This is a genomic window from Streptomyces xylophagus (assembly GCF_000716435.1).
GTDB classification, from domain to species: domain Bacteria; phylum Actinomycetota; class Actinomycetes; order Streptomycetales; family Streptomycetaceae; genus Streptomyces; species Streptomyces xylophagus.
Genome location: NZ_JNWO01000007.1, coordinates 112,194 through 134,185, shown reverse-complemented (window position 1 = coordinate 134,185; position 21,992 = coordinate 112,194). Strand labels below are relative to the sequence as shown.

Here is a 21,992-nt window from a genome sequence, read left to right as displayed (position 1 = left end):
CCCCAGCCGCCCCGCAAACGGACCGACCCGGACCGGCCGGCCCACCTCGACGTCAGCGCCCTGGGACAGTGAGCGCTGCCTCGTGCAACGAGGCCAGCAGGTCCAGCGGCCGCCGGTCCGGGAACTCCGCGCGGGTCAGGTTCATCGTGTACGAGAAACCGATCCGCTCGCCGGGCCAGGCACCGTGCCGGGAGCCTCCCGCGCCGGCATGGCCGAAGGTCTCCGGCGGCGGGCCGAACAGGCCCAGTTCCGTGCGGAGTTCGAAACCGGCGCCGTACGCCATCGGGGTGCCCCACAACGGCGAGACGCCCCGGCGCAGTTCCCGCCGCCCGAGCCGTACGGTGGCCTTGTCGAGCACCCGGACGCCGTCCCACTCGCCGCCCTGGGCGAGGCAGGCGTAGAAGCGGGCCATCGAACGGGCCGTCACATGTGCGCCCACCGCCGGGAGTTGGGCCCGGCGGAAAGCGGGGGAGTTCCACAGAGCGGGTGCGTCGGGAGCCAGTAGGGGATTGCGGGTCAGGATCTGCAAGGCGTCCCCCTCCTCCTCCTCATCCTCCGGCCGCAGCACGCCCGGCCCTGCGATCGTCGTCGCGACCCGGTGGTGCTCCGTGTCCGGCAGCCCCAGCCAGATGTCCAGGTCGAGCGGGCCCGCGAACTCGTCGGCGAACAGAGCGCCCACGGTGCGGCCGTCCACCCGGCGCACCAACTCCCCGGTCAGCCAGCCCCACGTCAGCGCGTGGTAGAGGAACGCGGCCCGCGGATCGGTCGACGGAGCCTGTGCGGCGAGGAGCTTCGCCATGTGCTCCGGGTTCAGCAACTCCTCGGTGTCGACGGGCTGTTGTACGCCCGGGAGCCGTGCCTGGTGGGACAGGATCTCGGCGACCGTGATCCGCTCCTTGCCGGCCGCGGCGGACTCCGGCCAGTAGCGGGCGGCCGGGGCGTCCAGTTCCAGCAGGCCACGCTCGACCAGCAGCAACACGCACGCGGTCGTCAGGCCCTTGGCTCCGGAGAAGACGAGTTGGAGCGTGTCCGCCTGCCAGGGGTGCCCTGTTCCGGGGTCGGTCACCCCGGCCCACAGGTCCACGACGGGTTCGCCGTCCCGGTACGCGGCGAAGGCGGCGCCCACCTCGCCGTACCGCTCGAAGTTGGCGGCGAAGACCTCCGCGACCTTCTCGAAGCCGGGCGCCGTACGGCCCTGGACGTCCATCACGCCCCCTGCGACGACAGCAGGGCGAGGGCCGCCTGCTTGGCGTCCTCGGCGGCCCGGTCGTGCGGGTCGTGGTGGTCGGCCACGACTGTGGCGCCCTCCAGCAGGATCAGCAACTGCCGTCCCAGGAGGGCCGGTTCGCGGGCACCGGCGCGTTCGGCGATGCCGGTGAGCAGTGCGCCGTAGCGGGACAGATGGCGGTCTGCCAGCGTGCGGGCGGGCGGAGTGTGCCGCTGTGTCGCCGCGTTGACGATCGCGCAGCCCCGGAAGCCGGGCTGTCGGTACCAGTCAGCCAACACGTCGAAGAGTGCGGTGAGTTGGGCGCGCGGGTCGGGGCCGGCCGCCTCCACCGCCTCCGTGAGCCAGTGCACCACCCGGTCGCTCCGGGCCTCCAGCACCGCCTCGACCAGGCCGTCCTTCGAACCGAAGTGGCGGTACAGCGTCTCCTTGGAGGCACCGACCGCCCGGCACAGCTCGGCCACGCCGACGCCGTCCAGTCCGCGTGCGTAGAGGATCTCGGTCGCGGAGGCGAGGAGTGTCGCGCGGGTGCGGTCGGGGTCCAGGGCCGTTCCTTTGGGTACGGGCATGGGGGAGATGGTACCGATCGGTTCGATGTGGGTCCATGGTGTTGCCGGCAGATCAGTAGGCTGGACGTCATGGAAGATCACATAGCGGCCCTGGCCGACCTGCGCGGCGACTGCGAGCGGTGTTTCGGGCTGTGCTGTGTGGCGCTGCCCTTCACCGCCGCGACGGACTTCGCGATCGACAAGGCCGCGGGGACACCGTGCCCGAATCTCCAGAGCGATCACCGCTGTGGAATCCACGCCAAGCTCCGGCCGAAGGGTTTCACCGGCTGCACTGTCTACGACTGCTTCGGGGCCGGGCAGAAGGTCTCGCAGCTCACCTTCGGTGGTCAGGACTGGCGTACGGTCCCGCGCGCGGAGTCGCGTCGGACGTTCGACGTGTTTCCTGTCGTACGGCAGCTTCACGAGCTGCTGTGGTACCTGACCGAGGCGCTCGACCTTCCCGCAGCCGAGTCGATCCATGGCGAGTTGCGTCGTGCGCTGGAAACCACCGACGCGCTCACACGCGGGACGCCCGAAGCGCTGGGCGTGTTGGACGTGGGCGCGCATCGGCAGGAGGTCAACGTGTTGCTGTTGCGGACCAGCGAGTTGATGCGGGCCGGGGTGAAGGGGAAGAAGAAGGACCGGCGCGGTGCCGATCTCATGGGTGCCCGGCTCAAGGGCGCCGATCTGAACCGGGCCAACCTGCGCGGCGCCTATCTCATTGCCGCGGATCTCACCGGAGCCGATCTGCGGGGTGCGGATCTGATCGGTGCGGATCTGCGCGATGCCGACCTCACGGACGCCGATCTGACCGGCGCGTTCTTCCTCACCCAGCCCCAGGTCAACGCGGCCCGGGGCAGCGCCGGGACCAGGCTGCCGGGGTCAGTCGTCCGTCCCGTGCACTGGGCAGCGGGCCTCTGAGGGGCGGCCTTCGTCCGGGACCGCAGCCGCAGGCCCGGACGCCGTGCGCCGGTCCAGGTGCAGCCGTAGACCCTCCGGCATCAGCGTCAGGCGCTCGGTCACCCGCAATTGGTACGCCGGGTCGGGGCGCAGCTCGTAGCGGCGCAGCAGCAGGCCCAGGACCAGGGTCGCCTCGTGGAGGGCGAACTGGCGGCCGATGCAGGCCCGCGCCCCCGTCCCGAACGGCTTGAAGGTGTGCGGGGCGCGGGAGCGGACGGCCTTGGCGTCGAAGCGGTCCGGGTCGAACCGTTCCGCGTCCGCGCCCCACACCTCGGGGTCGCGGTGCAGCATCGGCGTCAGGATCAGCGCCCAGGCGCCCCGCCGCATCGGGTGGATCCCGGCGAGTTCGGTGTCCCGGGTGGCCTCGCGGGCGTACGCGGGGGCCGTCGGCCACAGCCGCAGCGACTCGTCGAGCACCCGGCGGACGTAGCGCAGCTTGGCGACCTGGTCGTAGCCCGGGACCTCCGTGTCGCCCCAGACGCGGTCGACCTCGGCGCGGGCGCGGGCCGCGATGTCGGGGTGGCGGGCGAGGTAGTGCAGCGCGAAGGACAGGGAACCCGAGGTCGTCTCGTGGCCGGCGACCAGGAAGGTGATGACCTGGCGGCGGACGTTCTCGGGGGAGAGGCGCTCGCCGGTCTCCGGGTGGGTCGTGTCCAGCATCCGGTCGAGCAGGTCGCCGTCACCGCTCGCCGTACGGCGGGTCCGCACGAGAGCGTCGACCGTGCGGTTGAGGTAGGCGATGTCGGCCTCGTTGCGGCGGGTCGCGGTGCGCAGCAGGAGCGGGGCGAGCGGCGCGGGCACGGAGTTGAGGCGCTGCGCGTAGCTGAGCGTGCCCACCATCGACGTCACGAAGGGGTGCGGGCGGTCACGTTCGAACGAGCCGAAGTCGTGGCCGAAGCCGGTGCGCGCGATCGTCTCCAGGGTCAGCTTGGTCATGTCGCCGGGGACGTCCACCGACCGTCCGGCGGTCAGTTCGCGGTCCCAGTGGTCCGTCAGACGTTCGGCCACAGCCAGCATCATCGGGTGGTAGCCCTCCATGGCCTCGCGGCTGAAGCCGGGGGCCAGGACGTCGTGCGCCAGCTGCCAGTTGGGCTCGTGGTTGTACGCCGTGAACAGCCCGTCCCCGGCGACCGGCCGCAGATTCGCGACCCCGAGGCCCACGTGCTTGGCGAACCGTGACTCGTCCGCCATGTCGGCGACCAGGTCGGCGCCCCACACGAACACGAACTCCTTGCCGAAGGCCTTCCGGCGGAAGATCGGGCCGAGTTGGCCGGCGTAGCGCAGTGAGTCCTGCAGGGGCGTGCGGCGGTCCGCGCCGATGATGTCACCGAGGAACGGGACCCGGCGCGGGGGATGCGGGAGGCGGTCGAGGTGGGGCCAGCCCTGCTCGGCGTCCCGGAATCCCTTCGGCAGCGCGGTCGGCGTCGCCGTCGTCGTCTCCGCCATGACGCGATCTCCCTTGAGTCAGCGGCAGGTTGAGCCTGTTGTACGTGGGTTCAATAGCGGGTTCAAGTCTGATCCCGTTGTTGAACCGACGTCAAGTAAAGTGCGGGAATGGCCGCGAACCAGGGTGAGCGCACGCGCCGCCGGCTCAGTACCGAGGAGCGCAAGGAGCAACTCCTCACGGTGGGCGCGCGGTTGTTCTCGGAGAACCCCTATGACGAGGTGTGGATCGAGCAGGTCGCCGAGATCGCCGGGGTCTCCCGCGGGCTGCTCTACCACTACTTCCCGACCAAGCGGGACTTCTTCGCGGCCGTGGTGGAGCGCGAGAGCGAGCGGATGCTGCGGATGACGGCAGCTGTGCCCGGAGTGCCTGCTCGCGAACAACTCGCCGTCGCCCTCGACACGTATCTGGAGTACGTGCACACCCACGCGCACGGCTACCGCGCCTTCCACCGCGCCGACGCGGCGGGGGACCAGACTGTACGGCGGGTCTACCAGCGGGCGTTGGCGGCGCAGGAGCGGCAGATCCTGGTCGCGCTGGCGGCGGACCCCGAGTTCGGGCCGGCCCTGGGGGAACGGGCCGATGTGAAACTCGCGGTGCGCGGCTGGCTGGCTTTCACCACCGCCGTCTGTCTGGAGTGGTTGCGTGGCCCGGAGTTGAGCCGGGAGCAGGTGCGCGATCTGTGCGCGCGGGCGCTGTTGGGCGTCATCGCGCCCTGAACTCGTCCAGGACGACTTGGTGGAGAGATTGCGTGGCGTGGTTGGCGTGCGCTCCGATCTTCGGTAAGTTAGGCAAGGCTTACCTAAGGAGGTTCAGGGATGGGTGACAGCCAATCGTGGACGGCCGTGCCTGCCGCGGCCGAGCGGGCCCGCTCGGTGCTCGCCGCCGCATGGTCCTGCGCGGTGACCGCGGAGGGCGGTCGCGAGGAGTTCGTCGGCGCGCACAGCGTCGACGACGACGGCCGGGTGCTCCTCCAAGTGCCCGAGGACAGCGCCCTGTTGGCCGCCGCGATCTGCGCGCCGCGCGGGGAGCCGTCCGCCGTCCTGGAGTTCGCGGACGTCGCACCGGTCCCTGTGCGCAACCGTATCCGGGCCAGGCTGTGGCTCGCCGGCTGGTTCGTGCCCGAGGACGACCAACTCGCCTTTCGCCCCACGCGCGTGGTGCTGCGCCCGGCGTCCGGCGCGGTGGTCATCGACCTCGACGAGTTCGCCGCCGCCGAACCCGACCCGCTGGCCCTCGCCGAGGCCCAGCTGCTGACCCACCTCGCCGACTGCCACTCCGACGCGGTCGAGCGGCTCACCCGGCTCGTCGAACCCGACAGCCTGCACGGCGCGGTCCGCGTCCAGCCCCTCGCCGTCGACCGGCACGGGCTGACCCTGCGCATCGAACGCGCCCGCACCCACGGCGACGTACGCCTGCCGTTCCACGCGCCCGCCGATTCCGTCGCCCACCTCACCGAGCGCATGCACGTACTGCTCACCCAGGCCAGCGCCGCGTCCTGCCCGCGCCCCCTACAGCGGCAGCGCACAGACGGCGACCGGTGACGCGAACGGCTCGCCCGTGAGCCGCAGTTGACCGGTCGTGCCGTCCACCTGGAACACGCTCACCGTGCTCGACCTCTGGTTCGCCGCGAACAGCAGCGTCCCGTCCGGCGAGAACGCGATCTGCCGCGGGAAGTCACCGCTCACCGGCACGGTGTCGAGCAGCCTGAGCCGGGCGCCGTCCGCCTCGACGGCGTACCGCGCAAGGGAGTTGTCGCCACGGTTGGCGAGATAGGCGTACGCGCCGTTCGACGTCACCAGGATCTGCGCCGGGTAGTTGGTGGTGCTGCCGGCGCTGCCGCTGGACTGCGGGTCGCCGATCTTCAGGCCGCCCGTGGCCGGGTCGTAGGCGCAGACCGCGATCGTGTCGTCGACCTCGTTGGCCAGGTAGGCGTACCGGCCGCCGGGGTGGAACGCCAGGCTGCGCGGGCCCGCACCCGCGCGGGTGTGCGCCTGCGAGACCTCGGCGAGCGTGCCCTTCGTGGTGTCCAGGCGGTAGGTGTAGACCGTGTCGGTGCCCAGGTCGACGGCGAGGACATGGCCGCCGTCGGGACCGGTGACGAACTGGTGCGCGTGCGGGCCGTCCTGGCCCGGGCCAGGCTGCGGACTGGAGTGCTTGACCAGAGCGGTGCGCGCGCCGAGCGCGCCCGAGCTGTCGATCGGGTGCACGGCCACGCTGCCGGACGTGTAGTTGGCGCTCAGCAGCCAGCGTCCGGTGGGGTGCACGGACAGATGACAGGGGCCCGCGCCGCCGGTGCTCCGCGTGCCGAGGACCTTGCGGTCCGCCAGGCGTACGGCGGTCACCGCGCCGGCCGTCTGCTCGTCGACCGCGTACAGGGTGCGGCCGTCGGGATGCACGGCGAGGTACGACGGGTCGGCGACTCCGGTGAGCGTTCCCGCGCCCGTGATCCGACCCGTCGCAGGGTCGTAGGTCGCCAGGCCGATGCCCGTGCCGCCGCCGTCGACCGAGGTGTACGTGCCGAGGTAGAGGGGGCGAGGGCCTGCGGCCTTGCCGGTGGGGGACGGTGCGGCGGCGGGTGCCGGCGCCTGGGCGGCCGTAGGAGCGGATTCGGGGTCTGCCGGTGCCGAGGCCGGTGCCGGGACCGCGACCACCGCCGCGGTTCCCGCCAGGGCGCCGATGAAGCGGCGCCTGCTCCAGCCTTCGCGTGACGCGTCCGCACCACTGCTCATGCTCACACCCTCAGGTCGTCGCTCGCCCCGGTCGTCACAGCAACCTTGGCGTGGAGGGGCTGTCGAGCGCAAGACCGGCAACGCGCGTTGCGGAGGGTGCAATGGGTGTGGGGTGTGTGGTTGTGTGGTTTACCAGTCGCCGTCCTCCACCGGCTTGCCCTGTGCGTCCTTGAGGGGCTGCACCTGGCCGGGCGTGGGCTGCTGCCAGGGTTCGTGGTCGTCGCCCAGCCAGTCGCCGACCGGCTTCACCGTCTCCAGGGTGTCGGTGGGGGCGAGATCCTCGGCGTCCTGGTCGTAGTAGTCGAACCAGGGGAGTCCCGCTTGGGTGTAGGCGGCGCGGTCCACCGGTGACGGCGGCGGTTCCTCGCCGGTGATGCGGCGCCACTCCGGAGGCGTCACGAGGTGCACGAAGACCCGACCGGCGGGTTCCTCGGCCCAGGCGGTCAGCGGGCGGTCGTCCTCGTAGACCTCCTGGCGCATCGAACCGCCGACACCGAGGCCCATGGCGGCGGCCCTGGGCGCACGCGCCGACGCACCGGGTGTGGGGGCGGCCTGTGCGGCCATCGGCATGGCGGGCATGCCGTAGCCCCCGCCGCCCGGCATCGTGATCGCGCGCGCCCGCTCCGACCGCCGGCGCTCCGCCTCGCGCCACTTGGTCAACTCCCGCTCGGTGAGCGGGAAGGACTGGAGTTGTACGCCTCCCCACACCTCCTCGCCCGTGACCTGGCCCTCGACCGTCGCACCGAGGCCGAGCGGGACCGCCACGAACTGACGGACCGTCCCCTTGCCGGAGTTGATGCCGTCGAGCCACGGCTGGCGGGGCAGCACCACGTAGTTCTGCGGGTTCCGCGACAGTCGGTCGCTCCACGGTTTCCCCGAGACCGCGCACACCTTGCCCACCCCGACCTGGAGAGCGGCCGGCTCCCGCGTGCCCCCGAAGCTCAGCCACATCGCCTCGCGCAGATACACCGGCAGCATCACCCCGCCCCGCGCCCGCCACTGCTCGGGCACCGTGTCCGGGAAGTCCGCCACCCGCCGGACCGGGAACTCGCCCAGCCCCGGCGGCAACGGATGCGTGCCCGTCTCGGGCAGGCGCAGAGTGCGGACGAACCGCACCGCAGCCCCGCCGGGCAGCCGCAGAGTGTTCCCGTCGATCCGTACGCCGCTGTCGGTCATGTGCCCGCCCCCATAGCTCCGCAGTTCCGCTGTGCCGTAGGGGACGGCCCGTCCCCTCGCCGTGCTGCCGAAGGCGCCCCGCCCCCAGGTGACTCCGTCACCTAGAACGATCGGTGCCCGTGCCCCGGTTCCTGCGCAGCCGCTCCGGCACACCCACCCGCTCCCGCAGCCAGGTCAGCCACGGCAGGCGCTCACGCTGCTCACGGCTGACGCGGTCCAGCTCCTCCATCAGGCGGCGCGAGCGGTGCTCGGTGTCCAGCTCGTCCAGCATGCGGTTGACCTCGGTCAGCATGGCACCCAGCAGCTGCCACTGGGCCGCGTCGCGCTGGACCTCCTCCAGGAGCAGCTGCGCCAGCTTGTCGCGGGTCGCGGCGGCCGTGTGCAGCTCGGCGGTGAGCCGCGACTCCGCGGACTCGGCGCTCACCGTCACGTCGGTGGTCACCAGCACCGCGAAACTGACCACGGCGTCGCCGATCTCGGACAGCAGCTGTTCTACGGCCGCACCCGTCGGGGGCGCGAACAGCGGCTCGGGGTCGCGCTGTTTCGCCAGGTCGGTGAAGGTGCGGGCGAGGACGCGGAGCACGACCGTGCAGATCTCCAGCGTGTCCAGGCCGGTCCGCAGTACGACCCGGTGCAGCAGTCCCTCCCGGACGCGCGGATTGAGCCGCAGGCTGTCCTCAGCCTGTCTGAGGGCCGCGTCCACCTCGACGATGTCGTGGTCGAGCCGGCGCGCCTCGTGCAGCCGCGCGGTGGCGTGGTCGACGGGAGTGCGGCCTGCCGCCTCCTCGCCCATGCGCCGCATCAGCCGCCGTAGCCGACGGGCCAGCCCCTCGATCGACTCGCCCGCCTCGTCCACCCACACCGGGGGAGCCAGCAGGAAATTGCAGGCGAGCCCCACGACCGCGCCGATCAGCGTCTCCACCACCCGTGCCCAGGCGGTATTCCCGACCGTGGTGACGCCGAGGACCAGCATCGCGCTGATCGCCACCTCGGGCACGTACTCGTCGACCTTCACCAGCCGTCCGACGACGAGCGCGGCCACGATCAGCAGGGCCAGGCTCCACCAGGTCAGACCGACCAGCAGGCTGAAGGCGATCGCTACGAGGACGCCCGCGACCACGGCGTTCACCCGGCGGATGCCGTTGGTGAGCGTGGCGTAGAGAGTGACCTGGACGACGAGGAGCGCGGTCAGGGGAGCGGTCAGCGGCGCGGGCTCGGGGCTCAGCCGCAGCGCGACGACATACGCGACCGTCGCGGCGGTCGCCGACCGCAGCGTCTGCACGACCACCGGGTCCCGGTGCCGCCCCACGAACCGCACCAGCGGCGCCGTCCACTCGCGGACATCTCGCATCCTTGGCCTATTCCCTCTCACGGGTGCGCTGAACGTGCTCATTGAGGACCGTAGCTGTCCGCAAGGCCTCCTAGATTGTCCTCACCGGACGGAACGAACGGGAGGGGACTTTCATGACGAACAACCAGGCCATCGAGGTGCTGGTCCGCTCGCACGACTATCTGCGCGAGGTGGTCGCCGCCGTGCCCGGGACGGCCTGGACCGCGCCCACGCCGTGCTCCGAGTGGACGGTACGCCAGGTCCTCAACCACGCGCGCATCGACCAGCAGGCCTACGGCCTCGTCCTCACCGGCGACCGCCCCGACTCCGACCCCTTCCACCCCGTGGACACCCTGGCCGGGGACCCCGTCGCCGAACTCGACAAGGTGCTCCGCGCGGTGGCCGACGGCTACGCCCAACTGCCCGCCGACGCCGACCAGGTGCCGACGCCGCTGGGTCCGATGCCCCTCCCGTTCGCCGCGGCGACGGCCGCCATGGACGCGGCCGTGCACGCCTGGGACATCGCGGCGGCCACCGGCCAGAACCGGCCACTGGAGGCGGACCTGGCCGAGGGGATCTGGCCGGCCGCGGACCGGCTCGTCGATCAACTCCGGGACTCGTACCGGGTGTTCGCGCCGGCGCTCGAGGTGACGGACGACTACGACCGGGCCGAGGCACTCCTCGCCTTCCTCGGCCGCGACCCGCACTGGACGCCCGCCGCGCCCTGAGGGAACACCCGGGGCTCTGTCTCTATGACGTGGATGCCGCCCGGCTGCGCGACCGATAGCCCGCGATCTTCGCGAGATTGCCGCAGCGGTCCATCGAGCACCAACGGCGGCGCCGGGCCTGGGAGTCGTCCAGGAACAGCAGCGAACACTCCGGGTTCTCGCACTCCTTGACCCGCTCCAGCAGCGGACTGCCCACCAGTAGAACGGCATCCCGGGCCACCGTCGCCAGCGCCGCGCGCGCCGGATGCGCCGACTTCCAGCGCTGTTCGCCCAGTTGGGGGGCGAGATCCGGGCGCGCGGCGGCCTCGTTGACCCGCTCGACGTCGGCTGCCGCCGGTTCCCGCCCGGCCATCGCCTCCCGTACGACACGGTAGAGCGCCTCGCGCAGGGTGCGGGCGTCCGTCAGTTCGCGGGCAGTGACCCGCACCGACTCGGTACCCGCCGACAGCTCCGCCTCCGTGATCCAGGTGGCCAGGGCCGCCGGATCGGGGAGCCGCTCGACGGGGGTGCCGTGCCGTTTGCCGAGGGTCGCCGCGAAGTTCAGGCACGGGCGTCCGCCGATGAACGGAAAGGACAGCGGGACGGTCATGGCAGCGAGCTTACCTCGCGTACACCGGTTCATGCGGTGTACGTGAGGGTGGCCGACTTCGACCGGCGACCCTTGACACCGGTTCATCGGGTGTCGCATGGTGACACCAGTTCAACAGGTGTCGGCCGGATTCGGTGGCCGCGACAGGGAGTGGGTACGGTATGCGCGCAGTGCGGATCGACGAGTTCGGCGGGCCCGAGGTGCTGGTGCCGGTCGAGGTGCCCGACCCGGTCGCGGGTCCCGGACAGGTGCTGGTGCGGGTCGCGGCTGCCGGGGTGAACCGCGCGGACGCCCTGATCAGGTCCGGCAACTACCACCGGGCCGGCAAGCCGCCGCTGATCCCGGGAGTGGAAGGCGCCGGTATCGTCGCCGCGCTGGGGGAGGGCGTCACCGGATTCACGGTCGGGCAACGGGTTGTGGCCCTTGACGGCGTGAACTCACCAGGTTTCTACGTCGAGTTGGCGGCCGTCCCCGCCACCCAGGTCACCGCCCTGCCCGACGGGATCGACCTCGCGGACGCCGCCGCGCTGCCCGTCGCCTGGCTGTCGGCCTGGTACTGCCTGCGGCACCTCGCCCGGGTCACCAAGGAGGACACCGTCGTCGTGAAGGCCGCCGCGAGCGGGGTCGGCACCGCGGCCGTACAGATCGCCGCCGAGACCGGCGCCCGGGTCATCGCCCTCGCCGGATCACCCGAAAAGGCCGCCTGGGCAGGGGAGTTCGGCGCCCACGCCACCCTCGACACCTCGGCGCACCCGGACGACGCGGAGGTCGACGAGGTGTTGCGGCTCACCGACGGCAAGGGTGCGGACGTCGTCCTCGACACCGTCGGCGGCCGGGCCTTCGGACGCAGCCTGCGCGAGATCGCCCACGGCGGCCGGGTCGTCGCCCTCGCCAACGTCGCCCTGGAGCCCAGCACCGTGGACACCCGCGACTTCTACCCGAAGAACGCGTCGATCCTCGGCTTCCAGCTCACCAACCTCCAGGTCCACGGCGGTTACGACCCCCGCCCCGACCTGCGGGAACTCGCCGAGCGGGTCGCCGCGGGCACGTACCGCGTGCCGATCGAGACCGTCGTACCCCTCGCCGAGGCGCGCGCCGCCCATGAGCGGCTGGAGCGCCGCGACAACCGGGGCAAGATCGTGATCGCGGTGCCGGGGAACTGACGTCAGACGTACAGCTTGTCGAGGAACGAGGTCAGGTTGCCCACCGTCCGGTCGATCTGCTGCTCCACGGTCAGGCTCTCCTCGATACGGATGCCCGACTCGGGGATCTTCCTGCCGCGCACGTAGAGGGAGCAGGCGAGGTCGGTGCACATGTACAGGCCGACCGAGTTGCCGTCGCGACCCGCCGGTCCTGCCTTGCGCGCGGTCATCAGGGAGACGCCGCCGCCAGGGCGGGTCGTCACACACAGCGAACACATGCTGCGATGCAGAAAGCCGCGCTGGGCGGACGGAAACCGCAGCGTGACCCCGACCAGCCCGTCCGCCCGCTCGGTGACCAGATAGCTGCGGTCGGGCGCCCCGGGATCGCGCCAGCCCAGGAAGTCCAGGTCGTCCCAGGGGCGGGTGTCGAGATCGCGGGGGATCGCCAGCCGCTTGGCCTCGCCCTTCGAGCAGTTCACAAATGAGTTGCGGATGTCGTGCTCGGTGAGTGATCTCATGGGAGGGGACTCCTGGGGCGATGCCTGTTTCCTGAACCTAGGGGGTCTAGGTTTTGATCCAGGGTAGTAAGGCGAGCGGCTGGGGAGCCAATGGATTTCGGAGGCGTCGGGAGCTTCGGGACGCGCCAGGCACGGGCGTTGCGACTTGTGGCGGAACGCTCCTCGGGCCCGGCCATCGATCCAGGGCTGCGCATCACGCTGAACTTCCACCCCGACCGTACGGCGGCCGGTCGCCCGATCCTCGACGCGCTGGCTGAGGACGGGACGTACCACTCGCAGTTCGTCACCGGCACCAGCAACGGCGGCCTCACCGCCCACCCCGGCGGCGACCGCTGGCGCTGGGAGAGCCGGATCTTCGCGGGTGCCTACGACGACGCGCCCGCGGCCGAGCGACCGGTGTACGGCGCGTTGGACTTCCGACGCCAAGTGGTCGGCGCGGCCCCGCGGTTCGGCTCCTCGCATCTCCGGCTCGGCGCCGGGACGCTGGCCCGTGCCACCTTCTGCTACCCCGACAGCGCGGCCGAACCGACCGACTTCGGCGTCGCCGCCGGCATGTCCCTCATCGCCCTCGCCGAGGCCGACGAACAGGACGCCCTGAACGACTACATCGAGACACAGGTGCACGGCGGAGTCGTCCTCGCCCGGGACGTGGAGGCCCTCGTCCTGGACGCGAGCTACCGCGGCACCCCCGTCGAGACCGCCGCCCGACGCCTGCCCTTCCCCGTTGAGTGGCACCCCGGCTACCGGCTCACCGTGACGGAGCTGCGGCGGCACGCGGACTACCGGGGCGAGGAGTTCGCCGACCTCGGCGCCCGGATCGCCGAGCGCGGTGTCGTCGACCCGAGGGGCATCGGCGACGCGGCCCGCACCGGCCGCTACGAACTCCAGGACCTGAAGATGGTGTGGCACACGCTCGCCCGCTTCGGGGCGCCGGAGGGAGCAGGGACGGCCTACATCGAGTCGGCGACCGGGGCAGGTGTCGGCGGCCACACCCCGGGAGCGAGCACTCCAACTGCGTAGGCGCGGGCCACCAGTTCCGTACGGTTCGCCGCGTTCCACCGGGCCGAGAGGCGCCGTAGGTGATAGGTCACGCCGTCCGTCGAGAGGCCGGTCTCGCGGGCCGCGTGGGCGGTGGTGGCGCCGCCGGCGAGCAGGGCCAGGATGCGGGCCTCGATCGGTGTGACCTGCGCGGGGGTGTCCTCGCCCGGCCTGTCGCCGCGGGGCTCGCCCTCGCCCTGTACGCGCAGCATGACCAGCAGCGCCGGTGTGTCCTCCACGGTGTCGCTGACCGGGTCGGCCGTCAGCTCCCCGTACCGCTCGGCGCCGTCCGGGGCCCGCCACCGCACCGACACCTGGTACCGCGACCGGTGCCGCAGTCGCAGTGCCTGCGCGATCCGCTCCACCTGTATCGACTCCTGCGGCTGGAACAGGTCGAGCACGTCCTGGCCGCGCAGCCGCCCCGGTGTCGTACCGCACTCCGCCGCCATCGCGGGATTGGCGACCTGCACCGAGCCGTACACATCACACACCGCGACCGGCACCGACACCCGGTCGAAGAGCATCAGGGCACGGTTGCGCCACACCACGCCCTCCCGACGGTCCCAGTCCACCGGCCCTACACAACCACGCGAGGTGATCAGAGCGAAACGGCCGGGACGGGGCGGTTCAGTCGCAGGTCCCGCTGCCGCTGTAACAGGGCGAGTAGCCGGCGCGCGGCGTGGGCGCGGGGGCGGGATGAGCGCGGTCGTAGTCGTGCTGTGCGCTCACGAGCAGCACGGCGACGATGCCGGCGACGACGAGCTGCGACACCACCGTCCAGGGCGCGCGGGACAGCAGCGCGAGCGCGGCGAAGGCGAGCAGGACGCAGAGGAAGCCTTCCATCCAGGCGATGTCCGCGAGCCTCGCCGCGTCGAGCCCGGCCGGGCCCCCCTGTGCGGCCCATCCCTCCAGGCCGTAGGTGAACGTCATCCCCATGTAGACGGCGGCCTCGCCGATGAACAGGAAGACGGCGACGACGATGTCCGCGCCGCGGGACGTCCTGCTGGACCATGGCCGTCCGCGGCGCAGAGGCGGATGTTCGGGAAACGCGTCCGTCATGACCACACCCTGCCGGACCGGTCACGAGGTGCGCATGAGTACGCGCACTCATTAGCCGGACGGAGTTCTCGGCGCAAGACGCCATCGGTGCTTTTCACTACACGATCGTGTAGTCGCGCGGCGCGGGCCGCCGGGGTGGGGCGAGCACGCTGGAACGCAGTACTTCCGTACCGCGAAAGGCAGTTGTCGCGCCATGCCCCCCACCGCGCCGCACCCCACTCTCCCCGACGTTCCTGTCGTCGACATCACCGCGATCGGTCCCGGTCGCACCCCGATGCAGCAGATCATGGATCTGATGCGTCGTCACGGACCGGTGTTCGTGCGGCGGTTGCACGGGCGGGACACGCTGTTCGTCAGTGATCTGGACCTGGTGACCGACCTCGCCGACGAGCGGCGGTTCGCCAAGCACGTCGGGCCCGCCCTGGAGAACGTGCGGGCCTTCGCCGCCGACGGACTCTTCACGGCGTACAACGACGAGCCCAACTGGGCCAAGGCGCACGACATTCTGATGCCCGCCTTCGCGCTCGGCTCGATGCGCACCTACCACCCCGTGATGCTGAAGGTGGCCCGCAGGCTCATCGAGGCCTGGGACCGCGGCGCCCGCGACGGGCAGGCCGTCAACGTGCCCGACGACATGACCCGGATGACCCTCGACACCATCGGACTCGCCGGATTCGACTACGACTTCGGGTCGTTCGAGCGGGCCGAGCCGCACCCCTTCGTCGAGTCCATGGTCCGCTGCCTGGAGTGGAGCATGACCCGGCTGGCCCGCGTGCCGGGCCAGGACCATTCGGCGGCCGACGCGGCGTTCCGGGCCGACGCCGACCACCTCGCCCAGGTCGTCGACGACGTCATCGCCACCCGCACCGGTACCGACCAGACCGACACCGGGGACCTCCTCGGGCTCATGCTCAGCGCCGAGCACCCGGCCGACGGCACGACCCTCGACACCGCCAATATCCGCAACCAGGTGATCACCTTCCTGATCGCCGGCCACGAGACGACCTCCGGCGCCATGTCGTTCGCGCTGTACTACCTGGCCAAGCACCCGGCGGTGCTCCAACTCGTCCAGCGCGAGGTGGACTTGCTGTGGGGCGACACGGCGGACCCGGAGCCGACGTACGACGAGGTCGGCCGGCTCACCTACACGCGCCAAGTACTCAACGAGGCGCTACGACTGTGGCCCACCGCCGCCGCGTTCAGCCGGCACGCGCTGGAGGACACCCTGCTCGGCGGACGCATCCCGCTCAGCGCCGGGCAGGCCGTCACCGTGGTCGCCCCGATGCTGCACCGGCAGCCCGGCTGGGGCGACAACCCCGAGCTGTTCGACCCCTCGCGCTTCACCCCGGAGGCGGAAGCCGCGCGCTCCGTGCACGCCTTCAAGCCGTTCGGCACCGGTGAACGCGCCTGTATCGGACGGCAGTTCGCGCTGCACGAGGCGACCATGCTGCTCGCGATGCTCGTCCACCGCTACCGGCTCCACGACCACGCGGACTACCAACTCACGGTGAAGGAGACCCTCACCCTCAAGCCCGACGGCTTCACGCTCACCGTCACCCCGCGCACCCCCGCCGACCGTGTGCACAGTCCGCTGCCGGGCGCCGTGGAGGCCACCGCGACTCCTACGGCCGACACGGCCACCCTGCCCGCCCGCGTCCGCCCCGGCACCCACGCCCTCTTCCTGCACGGCAGCAATTACGGCACCTGCCGCGAGTTCGCCGCCCAACTTGCCGATGAGGCAGGTGTGTTGGGGTGCTCGGTGGAAGTGGCGCCGCTGGACGCGTACGCCGACGGACTGCCCACCGACCGACCCGTCGTCATCACCGCCGCCTCCTACAACGGCCGTCCCACCGACGACGCCCTCGCCTTCGCCGCCTGGCTGGAGGAGGCACACGACCTCGACGGCGTGACGTACGCCGTCCTCGGCGTCGGCGACCGCAACTGGGCCGCCACCTATCAGCACATGCCGACCCGCGTCGACGCCCGCCTCGCCGAACTCGGTGCCACCCGCCTGACCGACCGCGCCGCCGCCGACGCCTCCGGCGATCTCACGGGCGCGGTAAGGGAGTTCACGATCCGGCTGCGCACGGCGCTGTTGGAGACGTACGGCGATCCCGACGCCACGGACGCCGAACCCGTCGAGCCGGCCACCGCCTACGAGGTCCGCACCCTGACCGGCGGTCACCTGGACGCCCTCGCTGAACGGCACGGCCTCGTCCCCATGACCGTCACCGAGGCGTACGACCTCACCGCGCCCGGACACCCGCGCCGCAAGCGCTTCGTCCGCGTCGCCCTGCCGGATGGGACCGGTTACCGCACGGCCGACCACCTCACCGTGCTGCCCGCGAACGCCCCGGCTCTCGTGGAACGCGCCGCCACCGCCCTCGGCGTGGACCTCGACACGGTCCTCGACATCCGCCCGGCCCGCCCCCGCCGCGACGGTCTCGCCGTCGACCGTCCTGTGACCGTACGCCAACTGCTCACCCACTACGTCGAGTTGCAGGACCGCCCGACCGCCGGCCAACTGGTCGCGCTCGCCGCCGCCAACCCCTGCCCGCCCGAGCGCACCGCCCTGGCCGCCCTCACCGACGACCCGCGCACCTTCGTCGAACTCGTCGAGGACCACCCGGCCCTGCGCGGCGCCCTGGACTGGCCCACGCTCCTCGACCTGCTCACCCCGCTGCGCCCCCGGCACTACTCGATCTCGTCCTCACCCGCCGTCGACCCCGGCCACGCGGACCTGATGGTCTCCCTGCTGGAGGCCCCGGCCCGCTCGGGCAAGGGCGTCTACCGGGGGACCGGTTCCGGCCACCTCGCCACCCTCGCCCCGAGCGACAGGCTGTACGCCCGCGTCCAGCCGTGCCGCGAGGTCTTCCGGATCGACGACTCCACCCCGGTCGTGATGATCGCGGCCGGTACCGGTCTCGCCCCCTTCCGCGGAACCATCGCCGACCGAACGGCCGCCCTCGCCGCCGGCGCCGAACTCGCCCCGGCCCTCTGCTACTTCGGCTGCGACGCCCCCGACGCCGACTACCTGCACGCCGACGAACTCCGCGCCGCCGAGAACGCAGGAGCCGTCTCGCTCCGACCCGCCTTCAGCGCGGCCCCGGAGGGCGGAGTGACCTTCGTCCAGCACCGCGTCGCCGCCGAGGCCGACGAGGTGTGGGCCCTGCTGGACTCGGGCGCCCGGGTGTACGTCTGCGGCGACGGCTCACGGATGGCACCGGGCGTGCGCGAGGCGTTCCGTACCCTGTACCGGGACCGCACGCCCGGCGCCGACGCCACGGCCGCCGAGCGGTGGCTCAACGCACTGATGGCGGACGGGCGTTACGTCGAGGACGTGTACGCCGCCGGCTGACCGAAAGGGAGAGGTGGGCGCACGGTGACGGACTCCTCGGAGCGAGCCCGACAGGTACTCGGCGCGGCGGGCATCCCGCCCGGCGACCTCGCCCACCTCCGCCCCCTGGGCGGCGGCACCTACAACACCGTCGAGGAACTCACCCTCAGCGACGGCACCCGCTACGTCCTGAAGACCGCGCCCACCGCCCCCGGCCTCGCACACGAGCGCCAACTCCTCATCTCCGAGGCCGACTTCTACGGCGCCGCCGCCAAGGCCGGGGTGGCGGCGCCGCGCGTCGTGGTCCTGGACGGCGACACCCTCCTGATGACGCTCTGCCCGGGCGAACCCTGGGACGACTCCCTCACGGACACCGAAGTGACCGCCCTGCGCACGGAGTTGGGCCGCCAACTCGCCCGCCTGCACGAGATCACCGGCCCCGGCTTCGGCTACCCCTCCGGCGCCCTCGGCCTGCTCGCCCCCGACTGGCGCACCGCGTTCACCACGCTGTACGACGCCGTCCTCGACGACGCCCGCCGCTACGGGGCCTGGCTGCCACTCCCCGCCGACGACATCGCCCGTACGGCCCGCGCCGCCTACGACGCCCTGGACGAGGTCACCGTCCCCAGCGCCGTCCACTTCGACCTGTGGCAGGGCAACATCCTGGTCGACCGCACGACCGGAACGCCCCGCATCGGCGGGCTCATCGACGGTGAGCGCATGTTCTGGGGCGACCCCCTCGCCGACTTCGTCTCCCTGGCGCTGCTCGGAGACATCAGGAAGGACGATTCGTTCCTCGCGGGCTATCACGAGGCGGGCGGGCGAGCCGAGTTCGACCGGTCGGCCCGCCTCCGGTATGCCCTGTACCGCAGCTATCTCTACCTGATCATGCTCGCCGAAGCGGTTCCCAGGGAGTTCGGCGCGGAAGAGAACCGTTGGCGCCGGGAGAAGGTCGGCCCCGAACTGCTCGCCGCCCTGGGAGAGATCGACGAGACGGCCTCCACCCCGTAGTGTGCACTCCACCGCCCCTTAGTTCAGACCGTGAATTAAGAGGGAGGGGAAAGTCGCGCCCGGCGGGACCGCAGGAGTATCTTGCAGGTCGGGCAGGGTTCGGAGGGAGCCACATGGCGGGGCGGAACGGGCGCACGGTACGCGACCTCAGGCGGGCCAACCGCACGGCCGTGCTGCAACGGCTGTACTTCGACGGACCTCTCAGCCGCTTCGAACTCGGCCCGGCCACCGGGCTCAGCTCCGGCTCGGTGAGCAACGTCGTCGCGGACCTCGTCGCCGACGGCCTGGTCGAGGAGGCCGGCAGCGTCGACTCCGACGGCGGCCGCCCCCGCACCCTGCTCCGAGTCGCCCCGCACAGCGGCCACATGATCGGCGTCGACGTCGGCGAGACCCGCGTCCGCGTCGAGCTGTTCGACCTCACCCTCACCGAACTCGCCCGCGCCGAACGCCCGTTGGAGCAGCAGCGCTACGAGGTCGAGGTCATCGTCGGCCACATCCGCGAAGGTATAGCCGAGGTTCTCGCCACCGCCGACATCGCCCCGGAACAGCTCCTCGGCGTCGGCATCGGTGTGCCCGGCATAGTCGAGCACACCCCGGACCATGGTGCCGTCGTGCACGGCCAGACGATCGGCTGGGACGCGGTTCCCCTCGAGGAGCTGCTCCGCTCCACCTCCCAACTCCCCGATGCCGTCCCGTACTTCATCGACAACGGCGCCAAGACCCTCGGCCAGGCCGAGATGTGGTTCGGGGGCGGTCGTGGGGCGCGCAACGCGATCGTCGTCCTCTTCGGCTCCGGCGTCGGCGCCTGCCTCGTCACCCCGGAAGTCGAGAACGGGCGGGCCGTCGAATGGGGGCATCTGACCGTACGGGTCAGGGGGCGCCGCTGCCGCTGCGGAGCCCTCGGCTGCCTGGAGGCGTACGCGGGCGCCGAGTCGCTGCTCGACCGCTGGCGCGAGGAGGGCGGCCGTCCGCCCGAGGGCACCGACGAGGAGACCGCGATGACCGCGCTGCTGGTCGCCGCCTACCCGCCCGAGGGCACCGAGGCCGACCCCGTCGCGCTCGCCGTCCTGGAGGAGACCGCCGAATACCTCGGCGCGGGCCTGTCCGACCTGATCAACCTCTTCCAGCCCGAGCGCATCCTCATCGGCGGCTGGGCCGGACTCCAGCTCGGCTCCCGCTTCCTGCCCGCCGTACGCCACCACGCCACCGCGTACGCGCTGTGGCACCCCGCAGGACGCGTGACCATCGACCTGGGCCTGCTCGGCCCCGATGCCGTCACCGTCGGCGCCGCGATCCTCCCGCTCGCCGACTTCTTCGCCCGCGGCGGCCGTCGCGCCGAGCCCGAACCGGAAGGCCCGCCGCCCGCCTGGCGCACGGCACTGGAGGAGAGGGCACCGCACTGAGGGGACGGGCAGTTGGGGGATGATCAACCCCATGAGTGAGATCATCCTGATGTCCGACGCCCGGGTCGCCGCCATCCCCGTGGAGGAGTGCGGGGAGCGGCTCGTCGACGTGAGCGGCGTACTGCTGGTCGACGACCGCAAGAACAAGGACTCCGACGGCGGCGCCGAACTCCACCTGCGCCAGGGCGTGTTGGACCGGCTCCTCGAAGCGGAAGCCCTGTTGCCGGACGGCCTGCGGCTGCTCTTCGTCGAGGGATACCGGCCACCGACCCTCCAGCGCCGCTACTTCGAGGGCTACGGCGACGAGTTGCGCGCCGCCCACCCCGACTGGTCCGCGGACCGGATCCGGTCCGCCGCCAGCCGCTATGTGTCCCCGCCCGAGATCGCCCCGCACACCGCCGGCGCGGCCGTGGACCTCACCCTCGCCGACGCCGACGGGCGCGAACTCGACCTGGGCACACCGATGAACGCCAACCCGGAACAGAGCGACGGCGCCTGCTACACCGGCGCCGACAACATCACCGCCGAGGCCAGGGCCCACCGCGCCGTGCTCGGCAAGGCACTCGGCGCGGCAGGCCTGGTCAACTACCCGACGGAGTGGTGGCATTGGTCGTACGGGGACCGCTACTGGGCCCTCGCGACCGGTGCGCCGGCCGCCCTGTACGGGCCCAGGGAACTCTCGTAGCGGCTCACGCGAACGCGTTCACACCCGTCAGCTCGGCCGACAACTCCCACAGTCGCGCCGCCTGCTCGGGGTCGGTCGCCCAGGACTTGACGCCGACGCGCATGTCGGCGTCGGCCTCGGCAGGGGCGGGCTCGGCGATGTCGCAGTCCTCCAGATAGACGCCGCCCATGCCGTTCAGCTGGGGCGAGGTCGCCGCCCACACCTCGGTGGCCGCGCCCTGCTCCGGGGTCTTGAAGCCCTCCGGGTTGAGCGGGTTGCCCTGCTCGTCGATCCAGCCGCGCTCGACCATCTCCTCCTTGGGAAGGTGGCGCTGCAGCGGGGTGATGATGCCGCCCGGGTGGAGCGAGAACGCGCGGACACCGCGGTCGGCGGCGAGCTTGTCGAGGTGGACGGCGAACAGGACGTTCGCCGTCTTCGCCTGGCCGTATGCCTCCCACTTGTCGTAGCCGCGGTTCCACTGGACGTCGTCCCAGCGCATCCCGGAGAAGTGGTGGGCACGCGAGGACACCGAGACGACGCGGGCGCCGCCCGGCTCGATGGCCGGCCACAGGCGGTTGACGAGGGCGAAGTGGCCGAGGTGGTTGGTGGCGAACTGCGCCTCCCAGCCGGGCCCGACCCGGGTCTCCGGGCAGGCCATGATCCCGGCGTTGTCGATCATGTAGTCGACGGTGCGGCCGGAGGCGAGGAACCGCTCGGCGAAGCCGCGCACGCTCTCCAGGTCGGCGAGGTCCAGCTCGTCCACCTCGACGCCGGGCAGGCCGGCCACGGCCTCCCGGGCGGCGTCCGGGCGGCGGGCGGGGACGATCACCTGGGCGCCCGCCTTGGTGAGCGCGCGGGTGGCCTCCAGGCCGAGGCCGGAGTAGCCACCGGTCACGATCGCGAGCTTGCCGCCGAGGTCGAGGCCGTCCAGGACGTCGTCGGCGGTGCTCTTGTCGTCGAATCCCGAACCGATCTTGTGCTGTGCAGTGGTCATACCAGGAACGCTACGAATTGAAGTGCGCTCCAAGTCAAGCCGAGGAGAGCCGGGGGCGGACCCGGACAGGGAGAAGCCCCGACCGCGACGGGGG

At 71.9% G+C, this 21,992-nt stretch carries 21 protein-coding genes; 10 read left to right on the top strand and 11 right to left on the bottom strand.

What is annotated here, in order from left to right:
- Positions 1–52: 52 nt before the first annotated feature.
- Together OO70_RS15645 and OO70_RS15640 are read right to left on the bottom strand one after the other, a co-directional pair.
- On the bottom strand, positions 53–1,207 hold the full coding sequence (locus tag OO70_RS15645; RefSeq protein WP_043670389.1) for a serine hydrolase domain-containing protein: 1,155 nt from the start codon (positions 1,205–1,207) through the stop codon (positions 53–55).
- Positions 1,207–1,794: a TetR/AcrR family transcriptional regulator gene (locus tag OO70_RS15640; protein ID WP_043670386.1), complete on the bottom strand. Its 588-nt coding sequence runs from the start codon at positions 1,792–1,794 to the stop codon at positions 1,207–1,209. Before OO70_RS15640 ends, OO70_RS15645 begins: the two co-directional genes overlap by 1 nt.
- A 69-nt stretch (positions 1,795–1,863) precedes the next feature.
- Here OO70_RS15640 and OO70_RS15635 point away from each other — a divergent pair, with 69 nt between their 5' ends.
- Positions 1,864–2,694, top strand: coding sequence for a pentapeptide repeat-containing protein (locus OO70_RS15635; protein ID WP_043670384.1), 831 nt, complete (start codon positions 1,864–1,866; stop codon positions 2,692–2,694).
- On the opposite strand, the gene OO70_RS15630 is transcribed toward OO70_RS15635, so the two are convergent.
- Entirely contained in the window at positions 2,656–4,179 is a 1,524-nt protein-coding gene (locus tag OO70_RS15630; RefSeq protein ID WP_043670381.1) for a cytochrome P450, read from the bottom strand. The two genes, OO70_RS15635 and OO70_RS15630, sit on opposite strands and share 39 nt — an antisense overlap.
- 108 nt (positions 4,180–4,287) lie before the next feature.
- Here OO70_RS15630 and OO70_RS15625 point away from each other — a divergent pair, with 108 nt between their 5' ends.
- Positions 4,288–4,896 carry a TetR/AcrR family transcriptional regulator gene (locus OO70_RS15625; RefSeq protein ID WP_043670378.1) on the top strand — a complete coding sequence of 203 codons (609 nt, stop codon included), beginning with the start codon at positions 4,288–4,290 and terminating at the stop codon, positions 4,894–4,896.
- Positions 4,897–4,995: 99 nt separating this feature from the next.
- A complete protein-coding gene (locus OO70_RS15620; protein WP_043670374.1) occupies positions 4,996–5,721 on the top strand; it encodes a DUF2470 domain-containing protein in 726 nt (241 codons plus the stop codon).
- Here the strand turns inward: OO70_RS15620 and OO70_RS15615 are convergent.
- The 3 genes from OO70_RS15615 to OO70_RS15605 all read right to left on the bottom strand — a co-directional run bounded on the left by OO70_RS15615 (position 5,689) and on the right by OO70_RS15605 (position 9,436).
- On the bottom strand, positions 5,689–6,909 hold the full coding sequence (locus tag OO70_RS15615) for a lactonase family protein (protein ID WP_199827318.1): 1,221 nt from the start codon (positions 6,907–6,909) through the stop codon (positions 5,689–5,691). The genes OO70_RS15620 and OO70_RS15615 overlap by 33 nt on opposite strands.
- 129 nt (positions 6,910–7,038) lie before the next feature.
- Positions 7,039–8,085, bottom strand: coding sequence for a hypothetical protein (locus tag OO70_RS15610; RefSeq protein WP_043670370.1), 1,047 nt, complete (start codon positions 8,083–8,085; stop codon positions 7,039–7,041).
- Between the two features lie 97 nt (positions 8,086–8,182).
- The gene (locus OO70_RS15605; protein WP_043670367.1) at positions 8,183–9,436 is read right to left on the bottom strand and encodes an FUSC family protein; all 1,254 of its coding nucleotides are present in this window, start codon (positions 9,434–9,436) and stop codon (positions 8,183–8,185) included.
- Between the two features lie 113 nt (positions 9,437–9,549).
- Between OO70_RS15605 and OO70_RS15600 the strand changes: the two genes are divergently transcribed.
- Complete coding sequence (locus tag OO70_RS15600) at positions 9,550–10,143, top strand: TIGR03086 family metal-binding protein (RefSeq protein ID WP_043670364.1); 594 nt, start codon at positions 9,550–9,552, stop codon at positions 10,141–10,143.
- 22 nt (positions 10,144–10,165) lie between these two features.
- On the opposite strand, the gene OO70_RS15595 is transcribed toward OO70_RS15600, so the two are convergent.
- Complete coding sequence (locus OO70_RS15595; protein WP_043670361.1) at positions 10,166–10,732, bottom strand: CGNR zinc finger domain-containing protein; 567 nt, start codon at positions 10,730–10,732, stop codon at positions 10,166–10,168.
- A gap of 161 nt (positions 10,733–10,893) precedes the next feature.
- Between OO70_RS15595 and OO70_RS15590 the strand changes: the two genes are divergently transcribed.
- Positions 10,894–11,895, top strand: a complete 1,002-nt coding sequence (locus OO70_RS15590; protein WP_043670357.1) for a quinone oxidoreductase family protein — start codon at positions 10,894–10,896, stop codon at positions 11,893–11,895.
- 2 nt (positions 11,896–11,897) lie between these two features.
- Here OO70_RS15590 and OO70_RS15585 read toward each other — a convergent pair whose 3' ends face one another.
- Positions 11,898–12,392 carry an FBP domain-containing protein gene (locus OO70_RS15585; RefSeq protein WP_043670354.1) on the bottom strand — a complete coding sequence of 165 codons (495 nt, stop codon included), beginning with the start codon at positions 12,390–12,392 and terminating at the stop codon, positions 11,898–11,900.
- A 90-nt stretch (positions 12,393–12,482) separates the two neighbouring features.
- Between OO70_RS15585 and OO70_RS15580 the strand changes: the two genes are divergently transcribed.
- Complete coding sequence (locus tag OO70_RS15580) at positions 12,483–13,412, top strand: DUF3626 domain-containing protein (RefSeq protein WP_043670351.1); 930 nt, start codon at positions 12,483–12,485, stop codon at positions 13,410–13,412.
- Here the strand turns inward: OO70_RS15580 and OO70_RS15575 are convergent.
- Positions 13,343–13,954, bottom strand: coding sequence for a PAS domain S-box protein (locus OO70_RS15575; RefSeq protein ID WP_407702813.1), 612 nt, complete (start codon positions 13,952–13,954; stop codon positions 13,343–13,345). The two genes, OO70_RS15580 and OO70_RS15575, sit on opposite strands and share 70 nt — an antisense overlap.
- Before the next feature lie 103 nt (positions 13,955–14,057).
- A complete protein-coding gene (locus OO70_RS15570; protein ID WP_043670344.1) occupies positions 14,058–14,489 on the bottom strand; it encodes a DUF6234 family protein in 432 nt (143 codons plus the stop codon).
- A 193-nt stretch (positions 14,490–14,682) separates the two neighbouring features.
- Here OO70_RS15570 and OO70_RS15565 point away from each other — a divergent pair, with 193 nt between their 5' ends.
- From OO70_RS15565 to OO70_RS15550, 4 genes are all read left to right on the top strand, one after another.
- Positions 14,683–17,847 carry a cytochrome P450 gene (locus tag OO70_RS15565; RefSeq protein ID WP_043670341.1) on the top strand — a complete coding sequence of 1,055 codons (3,165 nt, stop codon included), beginning with the start codon at positions 14,683–14,685 and terminating at the stop codon, positions 17,845–17,847.
- A 24-nt stretch (positions 17,848–17,871) separates the two neighbouring features.
- Positions 17,872–18,837 (top strand): phosphotransferase family protein, encoded by a 966-nt coding sequence (locus OO70_RS15560; protein WP_043670338.1) that lies wholly within the window; start codon positions 17,872–17,874, stop codon positions 18,835–18,837.
- Between the two features lie 113 nt (positions 18,838–18,950).
- On the top strand, positions 18,951–20,240 hold the full coding sequence (locus tag OO70_RS15555; RefSeq protein WP_043670335.1) for an ROK family transcriptional regulator: 1,290 nt from the start codon (positions 18,951–18,953) through the stop codon (positions 20,238–20,240).
- A 31-nt stretch (positions 20,241–20,271) separates the two neighbouring features.
- The gene (locus OO70_RS15550) at positions 20,272–20,925 is read left to right on the top strand and encodes a M15 family metallopeptidase (RefSeq protein ID WP_043672495.1); all 654 of its coding nucleotides are present in this window, start codon (positions 20,272–20,274) and stop codon (positions 20,923–20,925) included.
- Positions 20,926–20,929: 4 nt separating this feature from the next.
- On the opposite strand, the gene OO70_RS15545 is transcribed toward OO70_RS15550, so the two are convergent.
- Positions 20,930–21,898, bottom strand: a complete 969-nt coding sequence (locus tag OO70_RS15545; protein WP_043670332.1) for an SDR family NAD(P)-dependent oxidoreductase — start codon at positions 21,896–21,898, stop codon at positions 20,930–20,932.
- Positions 21,899–21,992 lie beyond the last annotated feature (94 nt).